This is a genomic window from Actinomycetota bacterium (genome assembly GCA_019347675.1).
Taxonomy (GTDB): Bacteria; Actinomycetota; Nitriliruptoria; order Nitriliruptorales; family JAHWKO01; genus JAHWKW01.
The window spans coordinates 1-18,082 of record JAHWKW010000014.1; the positions used below are offsets into that span (position 1 = coordinate 1).

Sequence of the window (18,082 nt, forward strand, 5' to 3'; positions counted from 1 at the left end):
GGGCGTCGTGGCTGTCGGACTTGCGTGCCGAGCCACCCGAGAGAAGCCGGACGCGAGCCGAGAGCGTGGCGGGCACATCGATGACCTGTTCGCCAGCGGCGATCAGCTGCTGAGCCAGCAGCCGGCCAAGTCCGTTGGCGCCCTCCACTGCCCACCGTCGCTGGGGCCATGGCTCCGCGAACCTCTGAAGCTGCAAGACCTGGTGCTTGTTGGCGGCCACTCGCAGCTCGGCGAGTAGCTGTCCGGCCGTGTCGAGCGCGACGGCGGTGTGCGAGCTCTTGTGCGGATCGATCCCGATGATGACATCCATGCTGTGCTGGCCTCCTGTCGGTGACGTGCAGGGAGCCGCTACGGACAGTCCTGATGTGAGCGTGCACATCCCTCTGTTGAGTCACGCGGCGGCGGCCTCGACGGGCGCACCTCGTTCTCAAGTCAGCCCGAGGGCGACAGGGGATTACAGAGCGTTCCCGCCGAGGCCAACGACGCTACGGAAGGCCAACCGTCTCGTCGCCTGCCCCCCAGTCTCCATCAGGGGATTTCGCGCGCACGGTCGCGCCTATGGCAACCCCCGCGTCGCTCCACAATGCGGTAGTTCGCGCAATCCCACAAACGGGGGCCGTGTCGGCACATTGCCCGTAGGCCCGCAGTCCGCCGTACGCGGAAGCCGGAGAAGTCGTGATGACCGCCGAGACGTTGCGCCCGTTGGTGCGCAATGTTGAGGTCGAGACGCGGGTCGGCGAGGGGTGTCGACGACCGACGGTCGCCAGCGGTTGAGGAACTCGAACGACCGGGTCGCGTTCGCCGCGGCTACGGTGCCAGGATGCCGCGCGGAGGGACGTGATGGCCGAGCACCTGTTCCGGCCCAGCGAGGATCTGCGCGACGGGGAGGTCTTCGTCCTGGCCAGGTGCAGCTGCGGGTGGGAAGGGGCCGCCTACCCCGAACCCGATCAGGGCTACGCCGACGCGCAGCTGGAGTTCGACGACCACCTCGAGGAGGTCCAGGCCGAGGAACCGCCGAGCCTGTAGGTCTCCAGGCGCGTTCACACCGAAGGCGTGACCGCGGCCAGGCGCCCAGCCAACGTCAGCGCGTAGCTCCGTCCCCGCTCACCGTCCTCGAGGCGTCTCAGCCACGCCGGGGGGATGGCCTGCAGGCCGCCGGCGGCGCCGAGCACCGCCCCCGCCATCGCGGCGATCGTGTCGGCGTCACCACCCAGGCCCAGCGCCAGTTCGACCCCGTCTCGCAACCCGTCCGCGGTGGCCGCAGCCCACAGCGCTGCGGGAACCGAGCGTTGGGCGGTCACGGTGTTGCCCAGCCGCTTGGCGACGTCGGCGAACTCCAGGTCGTCGTCGGCTGACCAGCCGTCGACCAGTTCAGCGGCCGCCTCCACGCCGGTTCGTAGCTCGTCGCTGGATGCCACCCCGGCCAGCTCCGCCAGCTCCGCGCCCCCGAAGCGGCCCCGGCCGGCGGCCAACCCCACCGCGCGTGCCTGCACGACCGCCCCATCGATGCCCAGCGTATGGACGTGGGTCACCCCCGCCTGGCGGCGGGCCACCGCTTCGAGGGTGTCGGGGTGGTCGGCCCACAGCACGCCGACCGGCGCGACGCGCATCGCGGCGCCGTTGCCGAACGAGCCGCTGGGGAAGATCGCGGTCGCGGCGTCCTCGACGGAAGTCCCCTTCCGCCACTCCTGGATGATCCCGTGCATGCCTGCTCCGTACCCACGCCACGGCTGGTAGTGGGCGAGGAAGGTCGCGGCCAGCCGTTCGGCATCGACGTGGGGGGCGTCGCACAGGTGCTCGGCCAGAGCCAACGTGAGCTGGGTGTCGTCGGTGTAGACCAGCTCCGCGTCGTCCTCCGAGCGTTGCAGGCGGTCACGCGATGCCCGGTCAGGCGCCGGTCGGCTGCCCTCCCACCGCGCCCCCAGGGCGTCACCGGCGAACGTGCCCAGCAGCGCGCCGGCGGCGATCTCCTCGCGGGTCGGCACGTCAGCCCTTCACCGCGCCCATCGTGAAGCCCGCGATGAAGCGCTCGAGGAACAGGTTGAACACGAACGCGATCGGGACGGCGACCAGGACCGCTGCGGCTTGCAGCGATTGCCAGAAGAACACGTCGCCGCGGACGAGCGCGGTGGGGACGCCAACGCTGATCGTCTTCTCCGCGGTCGGCGACACGAACGCCAGAGCGTAGATGAACTCGTGGGCGGTGAGGGTGAACGCGAACACCACCACGGCGATGATCCCGGGGAACGCCAAGGGGATCACCGTCCGGACGAACGCCCCGACGCGGCTGTAGCCGTCCACCATCGCCTGTTCCTCGACGTCACGTGGGATGGACTTCAAGAACCCGATCAGCAGCCACACCGAGACGGGGATCGTGATGGTTGGGTACACCACGACCAGCGACCAGGTCGAGTCCTGCAGCCCGAGTTCCGCGACCACGCGGGTGAGCGAGATGAACAGCAGCGTGGGGGGGATCAGGTAGACGAAGAAGATCGCGATCCCCAGCGGCCCGGCCCACGGCATGTCGAGCCGGGCGAGGCTGTAGGCCGCGGGCAGGCTGACCGCGAGGGTGATCAGCACGACCAGGAGCCCCACCCACACGGTGTTCCACACGAACGTGTCGAAGGCGGTCCGCGAGAACAGGTAGCTCACGTGCTCCAGCGTGGGTGGGTCGTTGAAGACGAACGGGTTGTTGGCCTTGCGGTACAGATCGCGGTCCTGCTTGAACATCGTCACCAGGCTCCACAGAAAGGGGCCCGCGGCCAGCAACGCTGCCAGCACCGCCGTCACGTACAGCCCGGTACGTCCCAGCCTTCCGCGTCGACCCGCGCGCCGGCGGGCGCGCTCGACCTGGCGAGGGTCTCGGATGTCGAGGGTGGCCATCACATGACCTCCATGCGGCGCACCGCCCGCAGGATCGCGATCGCCGACGCCAGCAGGAGCGGGAACAGAAACAGGGCGACCGCGGCTCCCTGGGCCAGGTCACCACCTTCGACGCCCTTGCGGAAAGCCCAGCTGGCCAGCACCTCGGTGGCGTGGGTGGGACCGCCACGGGTCAGGACGAACACCACCGCCATGTCCGTGAACGTCAGGATGGCCCCGAACAGTGCTGCGACAGCGATGATGGGGAGGGTCAGTGGGAGCGTCACCTCCCACAGCTTGCGCCAGAAGCCGGCGCCGTCGATGGCCGCCGCGTCGTTGATCTCGTCGGGGATCGCCACCAGGCCCGCCATGATGATCACCGCAGCCAACGGCACGATCCGCCAGGTGTGCACGGCGATGACCGAGGCCATGGCGAGGTTCGGCTTGCCGAGCCAGAACGTGTTCGACTCGATCGCGCCGGCCCAGCGCAGCACCCAGTCGATCGGGCTGAACACCGAATCGAGCATCCACAGCCACGCGATCGCCGCCAGCGACACCGGCGTGGTCCACGGCAGCAGCACCAGGAACCGCACGAACCACTTCCCGTGGAAGTCGGCCACCAGGATCATCGCCAGCGCCTTGGCGAGGACCACCACCAGCGCCATCGACACCGACGTGAAGATCAGCGTGTTCTTCAGCGACCGCCAGAACACCTGGTCGCCGACCATGGCCCGGTAGTTGTCCCACCCCACCCAGTCGAAGCTGGGATCACCGACGGTGACGTCGCTGAAGCTGAACCCGATCGCGAGGAGGAACGGGATCGCGACCAGAGCGATGATGTAGACCACCGCTGGGAGGAGGAACAGCGGTCCCAGGACGTCGTCGCGGTCGGCGATCGAGCGTCGGGCACGTGCGTGTCCCGCCGCGCGCTCCCAGGTCGCCTCGACCATGCGGTGGCGTCAGGCGCGGACGGGGCGCGGCTGGGCGCGCTGGCCGCTGTCGCGGTCGAAGAACCTGAGGTCGCGCTCGTGGACCGCGAACTGGTAGGTCTGTCCGGCGTGGATCGTGGTGGTGACGGTGGCGGGCAGCCGGGCGATCACCCGGGTCTCCTCCCCGATCCCGGTCACGGTGCCGTACAGGTGCCGGTCGCCGCTGAGGTGTTCGATGCGGTGAACGTGAAACGGCATGGTGACCCGGCTGCCGTCGCCGGAGACGGCGTCGTTGGGCAGGAAGGTCTCGGGGCGGAACCCCAGCAGGTGGTCGTCGCGGGACACCAGGTTCATCGGCGGCGACCCCAGGAACGTCGCGACGAACGTGTCGGCCGGGTCGTCGTACACCGCGGTGGGCGGGCCCACCTGGCACAGCTTCCCCTCGTACATCACCGCGATGCGGTCGCCGAGCCCCATCGCCTCGACCTGATCGTGGGTGACGTAGATCGTGGTCGTCCCGATGCGAGCCTGGAACTGCTTGAGCTCGTCACGGGCAACGGCACGGAGCTTGGCGTCGAGGTTGGACAGCGGCTCGTCCAACAGGAAGACGCTCGGCTCGCGGACCAGCGCCCGCGCGAGGGCCACCCGCTGCCGCTCGCCACCGGACAGGTGACGCGGCCGACGGTCGAGGAGGTGGGCGATGCCGAGCAGTTCCGCGGCCCACTCGGCCTTCCGGCGCCGCTCCCTGCTGTTGAGCTTCTCGGCTTTGAGCGGGAAGGTGATGTTGTCACGGACGGTCTTGTGGGGATACAGGGCGTAGCTCTGGAACACCATCGCGATCTGTCGGGCGCGGGGCGGAAGCCCGTTGACCACGTTCCCGCCGATCAGGACCTCACCTCGCGTCGGCTGCTCGAGGCCCGCGATCGTGCGCAGCAGCGTGGTCTTGCCGCAGCCGGACGGTCCGAGCAGGACGAGGTACTCGCCCTCGTCGGTGCGGATGTTCACCCCGTCGACGGCATGGACGTCACCGCCGTGGTAGTGCTTCTTGAGCTCCCGGACCTCGACGACGACTGCCATATCCGCTCAGGCGCCTCCGCCGCCGACCAGACCTCGCTGACGGTACTTGTCGAAGATCGGCGTGATCTGCGACTCCGCGTCGGCGACGGCGTCCGCAGGCGACAGGTCGCCGCGGGCGGCCTTGGCCATCATGTTCGGCAGGATGTACGTGCCGAACACCTCACCGATCGCGGTGTTGGACGGGCCGGGATGACCGATGTTCGTGGTCCAGTCCACCGCGTCCTTGAGGACCGCCAGCTTGTCGGTCGGTTGCGCCCCGAACGGGTCGATGCTGAGCCACTCGTCGAGCTGCGGGACACGCTCGAGGAACGCCGGGAAGTCGTACAGCTTCGACTCGAAGGTGGCCCTGTGGAAGTTGGCGGTGTAGTGCAGCAGGAACTCCTTGGCGGCGTCCACGTTCTGCGCGTGCGACGGAACGATCCAGTTGTACATCACGTGCTGCGCGGCGAGCTGTGCTGCCGGCCCCTGCAGGGCGGGGACGAAGAACACGTCGCGGGCCACCTCGGGGTTGGCGTCCTGGGCGGTGCGCCACGCCGAGATCGAGTTGAGGATGTACGACATCTCCCCGGCGATCAGCCCCTGATTGTTCGACGCGGCGTTCCACGCGAAGACCTCGTCGGTCATGGCCTGCTCGTACAGGTTGCGCATGAACTCCACGGCGGCGATCGTCTCGTCGGAGTTGATCACCACGTTCTCGTTCTCGTCCTGCACCGAACCGCCGAACGACCACAGCAGCGCCCGGGCCGCCATGTTCGAGTCGATCTCCTGCGACATCCCGATGCCGAGCTGCACGTTGAGCCTGTTCTTGATCTCCGCCCCGCCCTCACGCAGCTCGTCCCACGTCGTCGGCCCGTCGGCCAGGCCCACCTGCTCCCACAAGCTCCTGCGGTAGTCACCGGGGTCGGGCACCCACCCGGGGCTGTAGGCGTAGAACTTCTCGGTGTTGGGGTTGAAGCTCGACTTGCGGCACAGGTCCAGCTGTTCGCCGAACCGGTTCACCGCCTCCTCGGTCACGTCGGTCAGGTCGACGACGCTGGGTTCGAACTGCGACAGCGGGGCGATGTACTGGATCAGGTCGTGGCCCCCACCAGCGGCGATCTCCGCCGAGATCCGGGTTGGGATGTCGGCCACGTTGATGTGGTCGACGGTGACGTTGACGCCGACCTCGTTCCCCCACTCCTTGGCGAACGGATCGAACCAGTCGTCGTGCGCCGGGACGAAGTGGCTCCACAGCAGGATCCTGAGTTCTCCTGACAGCGTCGTCGTGGGCTCGGTGTACGTCTCGGTCGGCGTGTCCGTCGGAGTCTGGCTGGCTCTCTGCTCGCCGCCACCGCCGCACGCAGCCGCCAGCGTGGCAAACCCGACACCCTTCACGAAACTCCGCCGCGTGATGCTGAACCCCGGATGGCCCGCCATGGCTCCTCCTTGTGGTCCCGCCTGCCACGCCGTCGCCGTGGCGACCCGGCGGCGAGCAACGGCGCCAGTGTGTCGACAACGGTAGTCCCGTCTGACGTAGCGTGGGACGAGCGTCGCAGCGAGAGGACGGTGACGATGCAGGCCGTGACGATCCAGACAACAGGTGGTCCAGACGTTTTGGGCACCGAGGAGCTCGACACACCCGCTCCCGGCCCCGACCAGGTCCGCGTCCGGATCGAGGCGGCCGGACTCAACTTCATCGACACCTACCTGCGCAGCGGCGCGTACGGCCTGGAGCTCCCGGCCATCCTGGGCGTGGAAGCCGCTGGTGTGGTCGACGCCGTCGGGGACGGCGTCGACGGCGTGCGCGAGGGCGACCGGGTGGCTTACACGGGGGTGCGCGGGGCGTACGCCGAGTACGCCGTGGTCCCCGCCGACCGGCTGGTCACCGTCCCCGACGAGATCGACCTGCGCACCGCCGCGGCCGTGATGCTGCAGGGCATGACCGCGCACTACCTGACGCACAGCACCTACGTGGTCGACGACGGCGACACGGCGTTGGTGTTGGCCGCAGCCGGAGGGGTCGGCCACCTGCTGGTGCAGCTGGCCGCCCGGCGGGGCGCGCGCGTGATCGGGACCGTGTCGACCTAGGAGAAGGAGTCCCTGGCCCGGGATCTGGGGTGCGACCAGGTCGTGCGCTACACCGAGGTGGACCTGGTCGAGGCGGTCCAGGACCTGACCGACGGAGCCGGCGTCGACGTGGTGTACGACTCGGTCGGGCGCGACACGTTCGCCCAGAGCCTGGACTGTCTACGGCCACGCGGCTACCTGGTGCTGTTCGGCCAGTCGAGTGGGGCGGTGGAGCCGTTCGATCCGCAGGTGCTCAACGGCAAGGGGTCGCTGTTTCTCACCCGACCGAGCCTGACCCACTACGTGGCTCGCCGTGAGGAGCTCGAGTGGCGCTCCGGCGATCTGTTCGCGTCGATGGTGGCCGGTGAGCTCCACGTGCGCGTCGACCGCACCTTCCCGCTGGCCGAGGCGGCCGAGGCGCACCGCTACATCCAGGGCCGCAACACCAAGGGCAAGGTCCTGCTGGTGCCCTGACAGGTGCGTCGCACCCGCACGTCGTCGGGCCGCGGACGGCGCACGTCCGAAGGCGACCGGGATCACTGCGACGCCAAGGAGGCCGTCACATGTCGCTCGCGTTCCGCTCCGGTCCGTTCGGGGACCACCCACGGGGGGTGTCCAACGCAACGTTGCCGCGACACGTGCTGTACTTCGAGGACACGCCCAAGCGGGTCCGGGTCGTGTTCCACGGTGAGACGGTGGCAGACAGCCGCAACGTGAAGGTGCTGCACGAGACCGGTCAGGTCGCTGCGTACTACTTCCCGCAGGGCGACGTTCGCCCTGGTGTCCTGCGCGCGGCGGGCGTGCGCGGAGGCACGAACCAGAAGGGGACGGCGGCTGCCTACGACGTCGTCGTCGGTGAGCGGGTGGCGAGACGAGCGGCCTGGTCCTACGCCGACCCGGCGCCGGCGGCCGCGTTCCTCGCCGGCCACGTCACGTTGGAATGGGACGAGATGGATGCCTGGTTCGAGGAGGACGAGCAGGTCTTCCTCGAACCCCGCGACCCCTATCACCGCGTCGACGTGCTGCGCAGCTCGCGTCACGTCCGTGTGGAGGTCGCCAACGAGCTCGTCGCCGAGTCGCGTCGACCGCGGCTGTTGGTGGAGACCGGCGCCCGGCCCCGCTACTACCTTCCCGCAGACGACGTGCGCACCGATCTGCTGGTCGAGAGCGACACCCGCACCCGGTGCCAGTACAAGGGACTCGCGTCCTACTGGTCGGTTCGGGCCGGTGGCGGCCTGATCGACGACCTGGTCTGGTCCTACCGTCAGCCGCTGCACGATGGCGACCCGATCGCCGACATGTTGTGCTTGCCCCAGGAGCACGACCGCGTCCTGGTGGAGGTCGACGGTGAGCCGGTTGCGTGAGGCCGGACCTGCCCCGTCAGGACGCCCGGTGGCCCGCCAGTTCGTCGACGAAGCGCCGGAGCCGCTCGAGGGCCACCTGGTCGACGGGGTCGGCGAACCGTGACAGGCGCTGCTTGAGGTCCCGGTAGGTGTCGGCCTCCATGCCACAGCGGCGGCAGTGCTCCAGGTGGTCGGCGACCTCGCGCGCCGTGGTCAGCGTCAGTTCACCGTCGAGGTAGCTCTGCAGCACCCGGGCGACCTCTCCGCAGTCGAGCGTGTCGTCGCGGCGCCGCCGCGGGAACACCCACCTCATCGACGTCCTCCCCGTACGTGACCGGATCCGCGCAGCTCATCGCGCATGTTCTTCCTCGCCCGATGCAGCCGGCTCATCACCGTCCCGGCCGGGATGCCCAGTGCATCGGCGGCCTCCCGGTACGTCAACCCGTCGATGCCGACCAGGACGACGACCGCGCGGTGCTTGTCGGACAGCGACCGCAGAGCGTCGGCGACCGCGGGATCGAGCGCATCGGCCAGGACGTGCTCCTCTGGGCCGGTGCGCCCGTCCGCGCCCCGCGCCCGGGTCCTGCCGAGGATGTTCTCGGAGAACTCAGAGATCACCGGACGACGCCGGCGCAGCTGGTTCTTCCAGGTGTTGCGCAGGATGGTGAGCAGCCACGCGCGCGGATGACGACCGTCGAAGCGGTCCACGGCGCGGTACGCACGGACCAGAGCATCCTGCACGAGGTCCTCCGCGGCATGCGGGTCGCCGGTCAACCGGCGCGCGACCCGCAGCATCACCTCCAGCTCGGGGACGACGTAGGCGCGGAAGGCGTCGTCGCGTTCGGTCGAGGTCGTCGGCTCCGGATCCATCAGAGCCATCCGCGGGCTGCCCGCATGGTGCGTCGCATCGCTGGTCGACCGATCGCGGGACAGTTCGCCCCGTCACCTGCCGCCGCCGTCATGTGCCGGCCCTTCCCTGGTCTCTCAAGGTGGCAACCCGATCGCCACGCCGGAGTCTTCCATGCGCCGCTCGTCTGGCGGTCGCGGCGGGGCGCGACCCGAAGGGGCTGGACAAGGCGCCCGGCTTCATCGACACGCGCCTGCACCTGGGGCTCGACGCCAGCACCGATCCCGTGGGAGCGATGACCTCCGCTGACGACGCGACCCTCCTGGAACGGCATGGAGCGCGCCGCCGCACGGGCCCTGGCTGCCGACATCACGGCGCTCAATGAGATGCGGGCCGTCGTTCGCGCCGGCGAGTTCACCGGTCCGATCCGCCCCCGAACCCCATCCGTATGACCTGGCGTGGCTGGTCGCCACACACGGCCACGTCACGGCGTCTCCGCCGGCGACTCACGATCTGTCGGATGGGGACCCAGCGCTCAGCGGACCGAGACGATGTGGTCGCCGACCTCCACCAGGTCGAACAGTTCGATGATGTCGTCGTTGGACAGGCGAACGCAGCCGTGGGACGCATCGCGGCCGAGCGAATCGACGTTGGCGGTCCCGTGGAAGCGGATGCCGGCTGCATCCCAGTTGAGCGCCCGCAGCCCGAGCGGATTGTTGGGTCCTGGTTCGATCCGCCGTGGTAGCCCGCGACCCCAGCCGTTGGGGGCGGGGTTGGTCCACACCGGGTTCGGGCGCTTTAGCGTCACATGGTGGATGCCGGTCGGCGTGGGGTAGTTCCCCGTCCCGACCGCCACCACGTAGGAGCGCACACGCCGCCCGTCGACCCACAGGTCGAGCTGGTGGTCGCTCTGCCGGAGGAACAGGATGCGGCGGTACGCAGCCGTGGTCTTGTCGGGCTGCACGGCCACGGTGGCCACGTCGACGCTGGTCGCCAGCCCCTCAGGTGAACCCGCCTGGGTCACCGCGTGCATGAGACCCTCGATCGTCGCCCCCTGGTTCACGGTGCGGCCGGGCTGCTCGGGGACGATCGTGGGTCGGGCGCGGTCGTAGGCCAGTTGGGCGTCGACCGGTTCGAGGTGAAGCTCGTCAGCGATCCGGGCGACGAGGTCACGTGCCTTCGCCGTCGGGTACTGCAGCGTGGCGTCGCCGGTGAACGGCACCGTGTCGCCGCGCCAGCGAACCTCGGCCAGCGTCGTCCACGACACGTTCCGTGACGTGTTGACGGCGGCTTCGGCGACGTCACCAGCCGTGGTGCTCACACCCAGCTCCCGGGGTGTCGTCTCCCACGTGCGGTCCTCGAACCGCAGCGTGATGCGGCGGTCGAGACGCGACGCCAGGACCGCGTCGACGGCTGCGGTGGCCTCGTCGACGGTCATACCACCCACGTCCACGCCGTTGATCTCCGCACCGGGCAGTGCCCGGTCCTGCCACGTGCGGCGGTAGTCGGCCATGTCGAGCGCGACGGCGGCCGTGCCCGACCCCAGGATCAGGACCGCGGCGGCCGCGAGCGCCGTGACGGCCGCCCACCAACTGCCGGGATCCCCGCGCTGACGTGACGTCCAGGACACCGACGACGTCATGGGCCCCCTCACATCGATGCCTGGCTGATCCGTCTTCGGGTCAGCTCGCTTCGGGTCAGTCTCGCTTCGACCGTACGCCTTTCAACTTCGCGCTCTTGTCCGGCGGGACCATCGAGCGGACAGTGCCGTCCGTCAGATATCGCCCTCGGCGGGCCCCGGCGCCCCGCGCCGTGCTCAGCTGGGGAACGCGGGGGGACGGCTCGCCGAGTGCCACAGCTCGTCATCGACGACCTGGAGCACCAACTCGTCCAGCAGCTGTGGGCTGAAGTCCAGCAGTCGCCACATCTCGATCGAGTCGCCGACCTCGCTGGTCCAGCGGGCGAGCACCTCGTCGTCATCTCGGTCGAGTTCGATGAGCAACGTCCTGCGCGGTGTGCGCCGGACCGTGGTGACCTCTGAGACGAACTCCTCGCCCGACTCGCTCCAGCCGGAGCGAGACACCACCGACTCCGCTGCCTCGGCCTCGAGCTGGCCGAGCAACGCTTGCAGGCGCTCGACCAGCTCGGCGTGCCGCCTGCCACGGGCTTGACTGCGGGCCTCCGCGCGGCTCGCCTCTCGCTCGGCCCGTCCGCGCTCGTCACGGAGCTGTTGCTGTTCGGCGTCCTGGCGCTCCTGTTCCAGCTCGACGTTCCGCTCCAGCCTCGCGCGTAGCGCGTCTTGGAAGTCGTCCATGTGGCACTCCGTCGATCGAGATCGTCTGTGTGGCTTCGCCGCCGCGGACGGCCGCCGTCGGCTGCGTTGGCGGAGCGGCTGTTATGGGTAGCCTCCCGACCATGGACGAGCCACCGTTCGAGATCGTCCCGGGCTTGTACCAGTCCGGGACGCCCGGGCAGGTCGACGCCGACGTGGTGATGAACCTACAGATGCGGCCGCCCAGCTACCTCCCGGACCAGCCGCAGGCCGAACAGTTCATCTCGATGTGGTGGCCGATCCATGACGGCCCGATGCCCGACGCGCGGATGGTGCGGTCGCTGGCCACGTTCATCTCGCGGCTGCTCGACGAGGACCGGAGGGTGCTGATCCACTGCGCGGCTGGGAACAACCGCTCCGGTCTGGTCGTCGCACGCACGCTGATCGAGCGGGGCCGCTCACCGCAGCAGGCGATCGGCGCGGTGCGCAGGGCCATCCCGAGCGCGCTGTCGAACCCCGAGTTCGAGAGCTGGCTGCTGAAGGAACGGCCGCGCGAGCGGTCGTAGCCGGCGCCCTGCCCACTCGTCCGGTGGCGAACATCTGTTCGTGGGGGCCATACTCGCGTCGTGGCATCCTCGACTGAGCAGCTGGTGCGCGCCGCGATCGCAAGCGGCGTTCGTGACGAACGTGTCCTGGAGGCGTTGCGGTCCGTACCGCGACACCACTTCGTCCCTGACGACCGTCTCGACCGCGCCTACATAGACCGTCCACTCCCGATCGGCCACGACCAGGTGACGACCCAGCCGTCGCTGGTGGCCGCGATGGTCGAAGCCCTGCAGCTGTCGGGCTCCGAGCGGGTTTTGGAGGTCGGGACGGGCCTGGGCTACCAGGCGGCCGTCCTGGCGCAGCTCGCCGCCGAGGTTTGGAGCGTCGAGCGGTTCGAGGATCTCGCCGAGCAGGCCCGCGCCAACCTCGCCGCCGCCGACGTCGACCACGTCGAGGTGGTCGTGGGCGACGGGAGCCAGGGCCTGGCGGAACAGGCCCCGTACGACGCGATCGTGGTCGCAGCCGCCTACCCGCAGGTCCCTCCGCCGCTGATCGAGCAGCTGCGGGTCGGCGGAACGCTGGTCCAGCCCGTCGGCCCCGGAGGCGCCGAGGACGTGACCCTGTTCGTCCGCGACCACGACGGCCTGGTTGCGCAGCGCTCGGTGATCGGCGCCCACTTCGTTCCGTTGCATGGCCGGCACGGTTTCCCGACCTGAGGAGCACCATGGACACCCTGGAGACCGGTGACATCCACTTCCTGTACAAGCCCGTGGTCGAGGAGGAGCATCCCCAGGGCCTCGTCGACGTCCAGGACTTCTTCGTCGTGCTGCACCCGCGTGGACGCGACACCTTCCGGTTGGTGGTGGTGGGACGCAAGCGTCTGCCCGAGATCGGCGACACGGAGCGGCTGTGGGGCTTCGTCAAGGAGGTGACCGACGACGCCGACGGGCTGCGGGATGCGCTCGGTCCTGCCGAGTACGACACGGCCACTGTTGGCCGACGTCATCAGCCGGGCGCTCGGCCCGCCGGTCAGGGTGTGTACGCCCTGGTGCGGCGCGGACGTGACACGTTCGTCGCCTACCAGCTCGACTCCCCCGACCAGCCCGGTGACGTGCAGCAGGTCCTGCGGATCGCGCCGGAGGCACGGTTCGTGCTGGCGGTGAAGAACCCCGACGTGGGTGCTCCGCCCGGCGCTGGCCTGCCGCCCGACGCCCGCGCGGACCTCCCGCCCGACCTGCACGAACGCTTCGACGGCCGTCGCTGGCTGGCAGCCGACCCGCCGGCGTTCCTCGACCACGAGGGTGCCGAGTTCGTCCTGATCGGGGCGCGCGAGGACGTCGACGTCAACGGCACGCCGGCGCTGCACCCGGACGACGCCGCCGACCTGATGCGTCAGCTCGACCTCGACCGTCGGGAGCATCCGCCCACGCCGCTCCGTGACGGAGCGTGGACCTGAGACGGGGGAGCGCGCGGCCGTCGGTCACGCGTGTCCAGATGGACATCACCCGGTCTTGGAGGTGCACGGACGTGGGGCGTCCGCCGCTGCGTCGCAACGGCCGATCAGCCACCCTGGTCACGAAGGACACAGCCTACGACCAGGAGGACGCTATGCCCGCCGACGTCATCCCATCCAGCCACCGTGATCTGCTCGACAAGGCCGGCTTCGCCCACGTCGCGTCGCTCGGCCCGGATGGCAACCCGCAGTCGCACCCGGTGTGGTACGACTTCCAGGACGGACAACTGTGCTTCAGCACGACGAAGTCGCGGCAGAAGTTCCGCAACGTCAGCCGCCACCCGCGGGTTGCCGTCTCGATCCTCGATCCCGACAACCCCTACCGCTACCTCGAGATTCGCGGTGAAGTCGCCGCGATCGAAGACGACCCCCATAAGAAGTTCATCGACTTCCTCGCGGGCAAGTACCTGGGCGAGGACGAGTACCCCAACAAGCAGCCGGACGCTGAGCGGGTGATCATCAGGATCGAACCTGAACACGCCGCCACCATGGGCTGATCACCTGCGGTGGATCGGCTGTATCCACGGTGAGAGCCAACAACTCTCACACACCGACCACGCGACTTTCCGGTCGGCCCTGCGGGGGCCGGTCGGGCCGCGTGGTCGTGGCTACGCAGCGACCAATTCGCCGTGGAGGCCGGTGAGGTCGTAGTCGGCTGCCGGGTGACGGAGCTTGGCGAGCGCGAGCTTCTCGAGCTGGCGGATCCGTTCACGGCTCATGCCGAAATCATCCCCGATCTCGGCCAACGTGCGCTCCTGGCCGTCGACGAAACCGAAGCGCAGCATGATGATGCGCCGTTCACGCTCGTCGAGGCTGGACAGGGCCCGCTCGATCTGGCGGCGGGCGTCGTGGGACCAGGCCGACTGCTCGGGGCTGATCGCCTCTTGGTCAGCGATCAGGTCGCCCATGCTCGCGTCGCCGTCCTCACCGACCGGGGCGTCGAGCGACGCCGTGCGCTCCAGGGCGTCACGGACCTCGTGGATGCGCTCCACGGTGAGCTCGACGGCCTCGGCGATCTCCGCGTCGGTGGGATCACGACCGAGCTCCTGACGCAGGTCGATCTCGGTCCGCGTAATCTTCGCCGACAGCTCCCACACGTGGGCCGGAACACGGATCGTGGTCGCCTTTCCGGACACGCCCCGCTGCAGGGCCTGACGGATCCACCACACCGCGTAGGTGGAGAACTTGTAGCCCTTGGTGTGGTCGAACTTCTCGACGGCACGCATCAGGCCGAGGTTGCCCTCCTGGATCAGCTCGAGCATGTCCAGGCCGCGGCCCAGCCAGCGCTTGGCTTGCGCGACGACCAGCCGCAGGTTGGCCCGGACCATGTGCTCCTGTGCGCGTTCGCCGCCACGGGCGATCCGCCGCAGCGTGGCGCGCCGACGCGGCGACATCGTCTGCTCGTCGTCCTCCAGCATCCGCTTCGCGGCGAGCCCGGCCCGGTACCGCTTCGTGAGGTCCTGCTCGCGCTCGGCGTCGAGAAGTTCCGTGCGGCCAGCCAGGTTGAGGTACTGGCGCACGGAGTCGGTGGTGTGCGTCAGCTGACGGACCTGCCGCTCGGCGTCGGAGTCGGCGGACGTGTCGTCGATGATCGGGATATCGCGCTCACGCGCACGGTCGAGGACGTCGCCGACCGAGGTCTCCTCGTCAGCGAGCGGGTCCTCGATCCGCTCGAGCTCGGAGACCAGCAGGTAGCCTCGCTCACCGGCACGCTCGAGCACATCGGTCAGCGTGTCGCTGGTAGCAAGCTCACTGATGGTCACATGGGCTCCTTTTCGGCATAGGGAGAGAAAGATCCGGGCGTGGGTAGTTCAACGGTAACGACAGCCCGCACGGCCGGACTGCGCCTCACACCTGAACAACGCGGGGGGCGCCGTGACCCTTCCCGTACGAACGGACGGGTGCGTCGCCGCGCCGTGCGAACAGCCGACGGCTACTCAGCCGGCGGCGTGGACGGCGTCGGAACCGGCGAGGGGGCCCGGTAGGTCCTGACCGGCCGTGACGACCGAGAGCCGGTCGGTGGCGCGGGTGAGGGCGACGTAGAGGCTGCCGTATCCGGCGGTGGCCACGATAGCGTCGGGGTCGGTGACCACGACCGCGTCGAACTCCAGGCCCTTCACCGTCCACGGATCGAACACCCGCACATCATCGTCGACCAGGCGCTGGGCCAACTCGGGGAGCACCGCGCCGGCAGCGACGACGGCGACGGTTCCGGTGACGGCCTCGCGGGCACGTCTCGCCTCGCCGGCCGCGGCGTCGGCGAGGTCGGACAACCCGGTGATGATCGAGGGGTCGTGCTCGCCGATGCGAACCGACCGCGGGGGTCGCTGGTCGGGTGCGGTGACCATCAGCAGCCGGGCGGCGAGGTCCATGATCCGCGCGGACGTGCGGTAGTTCACCGTCAAGCGTGCCACCTCGACCTCGCGCCGTCCCACCAGTCGCCCCACGTCGATCCACGTGGACGGTCCGGCCAGGGTCGAGCGCTGGGCCAGGTCGCCCACGACCGTCCAGGTGGCCCGGTGACCGCGGCGAGCGACCATCCGCCACTGCATGAACGACAGGTCCTGGGCCTCGTCGACGACGACGTGGCCGAACTCGCTGTAGTCCGGCGCGTTGATCAGCTCGCCGGGGTCGACGCGGACCGAGCGGTCCGCGAACGTGGTGACAGCGGGCTCGTCTGCGCCGTCGGCGGCGGGCGGACCTGACACGCCGAACGAGCCGAGGTTGACACGCAGCTCGTCGATAAGGGCCACGTCGTCCACCGAGGGCAACCGTCCGGCGGCGTGGTCGCCACGCCAGGCGGCGGCAACCGTCCGCGCCTGCTCGGCGGTGAGCACCCCACCCGCCAGCCCAGAGACGTCCACCTCGCCGCTGCGCAGCCGGTCGAAGGCCCCTCGCCACGACGCGCCCCGTGGGAGTCGGGCGGCGTAGCGGCGCATCACCTCCCCCATCCTGGGATCCCCCTTGATGGCTGCGACATCACGCTGATCGTGGCGGTCGGTGACCAGGCCAGGCACGAACGCCCCCAGCGGCTGCAGGACCGCGGTGGTCTCACCGAGTGACGGCAGGACGCTGGCGATGTAGTCAGCGAAGGCACGGGTGGGCCCCACGATCAGGACACCGCGGCGCTCCAGGCGTTCCCGGTGCCGGTACAGCAGGTAGGCGACCCGGTGCAGAGCCACCACGGTCTTGCCGGTGCCCGGGCCGCCACTGACGACGACCACTCCGCGTGCGGGCTGCCGGATGATCTCGTCCTGTTCGCGCTGGATCGTGGCGACGATGTCGCGCATCCGATCCGAGCGGTCCCGGGTCAACGCGGCCATCAGGGCCGCGTCACCGACGAGGTCGATGCGGGCGTCCCCGTCGCCCCCGAGCAGCTGATCCTCGACCGTGAGGACGGTCCGGCCGCGGCAGTGGATGATGCGACGACGTCGCACCCCTTGCGGGTCGGCGAGGGTGGCGCGGTAGAAGGCGGCCGCGACGTCGGACCGCCAGTCGACCACCAGCGGCTCGTAGTCCTGCGATAGGACCGATACCCGCCCGACGTGGTAGGTCTCGCCATCGTCGCGGTCGAGGCGGCCGAACACAAGCGGCTCGGTGTCTCCGATGCTGAGCGAGGTCACGCGGGCCGCGGCCTGGAAGGCAGCGGCGTCGCGGTCGACCAGGTCGGCGTGGGTCACGACGGGAGCGGCCAACGCCTGCTGCCGCCGCCGCTCCGCCCGGCGTCGGAGCTCCTCCAAGCGGGCGTACGCGCGATCCACGTGACGCTGTTCCTCGCGGATGGCGATCGCGCGGACGTCGTGGTTCAACCGGCCTCCCGGATCGGTCGTGGGAAGCAACGACGGTACACCGGCCGGGGCTGGCGACGCGGCGGTGGAGCCGACCGACCGTGTCGACGGCGGGCGAGCTCGGGGCCACGTCGTTACGGTCGCGGTTGAGCGCGTCCGCGCCGTCAACTTGCAGACCACTGAGCATCCGCCAGACGCGGGCGCGCGCTGCCGCGCGAGACAGCGACGCCCCGGTGACAGGAGTCGATGTGGCCGACGACGACCCGATCTCGCTGACCGACCGCTTCGTCGAGGCGGTCACGGTCGCACACTCGGTGCACGATGGTGAGGCCCGCAAGGGCACGCACGTGCCCTACCTCGCCCATCCGCTCGGTGTCGCCGCGCTGGTGCTGGAGGACGGTGGCGACGAGGACGAGGCGATCGCGGCAGTGCTGCACGACACGGTCGAGCATGCCCAGGACGCGGAAACCGCCCGGCAGGTGCACCGCCGCATCGTCGAGGAGTTCGGCGAGCTGGTCGGCGACCTGGTACTGGCCTGCACCGACTACGACCCCTACAGCGGCGAGCGCGGCCAGTGGAAGGAGCGGAAGCAGCGGTACCTCGACCACCTCGATACGACACCGGTATCGACGTTGCGCATCTCCGCGGCGGAGAAGCTGCACAACGCCGCGGCGATCCTGCGGGACCTGCGCATCGACGGCGACGCGGTCTGGGACCGGCTGGAGCACGGCCGTGATGGCCAGCTGTGGTACTACCGCCAGCTGGCGGATCGGCTCGCCGACGTGGCCGGCGGGCCGCTGGTCCGCGAGCTGAACGAGACGGTCACCGCAATGGAGGAGGCGGCCGGCGGTCGCTGACC

The 18,082-nt window shown here is 69.8% G+C and carries 19 protein-coding genes and 1 pseudogene; 8 read left to right on the plus strand and 12 right to left on the minus strand.

Annotated elements, in window-relative coordinates; all coding sequences use genetic code 11:
* Window positions 1-310: IS110 family transposase (locus KY462_10550; protein MBW3578158.1), on the minus strand; the 310-nt coding region annotated here is incomplete at its 3' end.
* Between the two features lie 530 nt (window positions 311-840).
* Between KY462_10550 and KY462_10555 the strand changes: the two genes are divergently transcribed.
* Window positions 841-1,026, plus strand: coding sequence for a hypothetical protein (locus KY462_10555; GenBank protein MBW3578159.1), 186 nt, complete (start codon window positions 841-843; stop codon window positions 1,024-1,026).
* Between the two features lie 14 nt (window positions 1,027-1,040).
* Here the strand turns inward: KY462_10555 and KY462_10560 are convergent, their stop codons facing one another.
* From KY462_10560 to KY462_10580, 5 genes are read right to left on the minus strand one after another with little or no spacing between them, the layout of a single operon-like run.
* On the minus strand, window positions 1,041-1,985 hold the full coding sequence (locus tag KY462_10560) for an ADP-ribosylglycohydrolase family protein (protein MBW3578160.1): 945 nt from the start codon (window positions 1,983-1,985) through the stop codon (window positions 1,041-1,043).
* Between the two features lies 1 nt (window position 1,986).
* Window positions 1,987-2,883 carry a carbohydrate ABC transporter permease gene (locus tag KY462_10565; protein MBW3578161.1) on the minus strand — a complete coding sequence of 299 codons (897 nt, stop codon included), beginning with the start codon at window positions 2,881-2,883 and terminating at the stop codon, window positions 1,987-1,989.
* The gene (locus KY462_10570) at window positions 2,883-3,812 is read right to left on the minus strand and encodes a sugar ABC transporter permease (GenBank protein MBW3578162.1); all 930 of its coding nucleotides are present in this window, start codon (window positions 3,810-3,812) and stop codon (window positions 2,883-2,885) included. Before KY462_10570 ends, KY462_10565 begins: the two co-directional genes overlap by 1 nt.
* A 9-nt stretch (window positions 3,813-3,821) precedes the next feature.
* Window positions 3,822-4,868: an ABC transporter ATP-binding protein gene (locus KY462_10575; GenBank protein ID MBW3578163.1), complete on the minus strand. Its 1,047-nt coding sequence runs from the start codon at window positions 4,866-4,868 to the stop codon at window positions 3,822-3,824.
* A 6-nt stretch (window positions 4,869-4,874) separates the two neighbouring features.
* The gene (locus tag KY462_10580; GenBank protein ID MBW3578164.1) at window positions 4,875-6,284 is read right to left on the minus strand and encodes an extracellular solute-binding protein; all 1,410 of its coding nucleotides are present in this window, start codon (window positions 6,282-6,284) and stop codon (window positions 4,875-4,877) included.
* A gap of 135 nt (window positions 6,285-6,419) precedes the next feature.
* On the opposite strand from KY462_10580, the pseudogene KY462_10585 reads away from it, so the two are divergent.
* Together KY462_10585 and KY462_10590 are read left to right on the plus strand one after the other, a co-directional pair.
* Window positions 6,420-7,388 (plus strand): annotated as a pseudogene (locus KY462_10585) (quinone oxidoreductase).
* Window positions 7,389-7,477: 89 nt separating this feature from the next.
* A complete protein-coding gene (locus KY462_10590) occupies window positions 7,478-8,278 on the plus strand; it encodes a DUF427 domain-containing protein (GenBank protein ID MBW3578165.1) in 801 nt (266 codons plus the stop codon).
* A 16-nt stretch (window positions 8,279-8,294) separates the two neighbouring features.
* On the opposite strand, the gene KY462_10595 is transcribed toward KY462_10590, so the two are convergent.
* From KY462_10595 to KY462_10610, 4 genes are all read right to left on the minus strand, one after another.
* The gene (locus KY462_10595; GenBank protein MBW3578166.1) at window positions 8,295-8,570 is read right to left on the minus strand and encodes a zf-HC2 domain-containing protein; all 276 of its coding nucleotides are present in this window, start codon (window positions 8,568-8,570) and stop codon (window positions 8,295-8,297) included.
* Complete coding sequence (locus tag KY462_10600) at window positions 8,567-9,127, minus strand: sigma-70 family RNA polymerase sigma factor (protein MBW3578167.1); 561 nt, start codon at window positions 9,125-9,127, stop codon at window positions 8,567-8,569. Before KY462_10600 ends, KY462_10595 begins: the two co-directional genes overlap by 4 nt.
* A 512-nt stretch (window positions 9,128-9,639) precedes the next feature.
* On the minus strand, window positions 9,640-10,746 hold the full coding sequence (locus KY462_10605; GenBank protein MBW3578168.1) for a L,D-transpeptidase/peptidoglycan binding protein: 1,107 nt from the start codon (window positions 10,744-10,746) through the stop codon (window positions 9,640-9,642).
* 174 nt (window positions 10,747-10,920) lie between these two features.
* The gene (locus tag KY462_10610) at window positions 10,921-11,418 is read right to left on the minus strand and encodes a hypothetical protein (GenBank protein ID MBW3578169.1); all 498 of its coding nucleotides are present in this window, start codon (window positions 11,416-11,418) and stop codon (window positions 10,921-10,923) included.
* An 83-nt stretch (window positions 11,419-11,501) separates the two neighbouring features.
* On the opposite strand from KY462_10610, the gene KY462_10615 reads away from it, so the two are divergent.
* The 4 genes from KY462_10615 (at window position 11,502) to KY462_10630 (ending at window position 13,932) form a co-directional block, all read left to right on the plus strand.
* Window positions 11,502-11,942, plus strand: a complete 441-nt coding sequence (locus KY462_10615) for a dual specificity protein phosphatase family protein (GenBank protein ID MBW3578170.1) — start codon at window positions 11,502-11,504, stop codon at window positions 11,940-11,942.
* Between the two features lie 60 nt (window positions 11,943-12,002).
* On the plus strand, window positions 12,003-12,638 hold the full coding sequence (locus KY462_10620; GenBank protein MBW3578171.1) for a protein-L-isoaspartate(D-aspartate) O-methyltransferase: 636 nt from the start codon (window positions 12,003-12,005) through the stop codon (window positions 12,636-12,638).
* A gap of 8 nt (window positions 12,639-12,646) precedes the next feature.
* Window positions 12,647-13,378, plus strand: a complete 732-nt coding sequence (locus KY462_10625) for a hypothetical protein (GenBank protein MBW3578172.1) — start codon at window positions 12,647-12,649, stop codon at window positions 13,376-13,378.
* Between the two features lie 152 nt (window positions 13,379-13,530).
* Window positions 13,531-13,932, plus strand: a complete 402-nt coding sequence (locus KY462_10630; GenBank protein MBW3578173.1) for a PPOX class F420-dependent oxidoreductase — start codon at window positions 13,531-13,533, stop codon at window positions 13,930-13,932.
* Window positions 13,933-14,043: 111 nt separating this feature from the next.
* Here the strand turns inward: KY462_10630 and KY462_10635 are convergent, their stop codons facing one another.
* Window positions 14,044-15,198: a sigma-70 family RNA polymerase sigma factor gene (locus tag KY462_10635; GenBank protein MBW3578174.1), complete on the minus strand. Its 1,155-nt coding sequence runs from the start codon at window positions 15,196-15,198 to the stop codon at window positions 14,044-14,046.
* Window positions 15,199-15,372: 174 nt separating this feature from the next.
* Window positions 15,373-17,244 (minus strand): AAA family ATPase, encoded by a 1,872-nt coding sequence (locus KY462_10640; protein ID MBW3578175.1) that lies wholly within the window; start codon window positions 17,242-17,244, stop codon window positions 15,373-15,375.
* 245 nt (window positions 17,245-17,489) lie between these two features.
* Between KY462_10640 and KY462_10645 the strand changes: the two genes are divergently transcribed.
* Window positions 17,490-18,080, plus strand: coding sequence for an HD domain-containing protein (locus KY462_10645; GenBank protein ID MBW3578176.1), 591 nt, complete (start codon window positions 17,490-17,492; stop codon window positions 18,078-18,080).
* The last annotated feature ends 2 nt before the right edge of the window (window positions 18,081-18,082 follow it).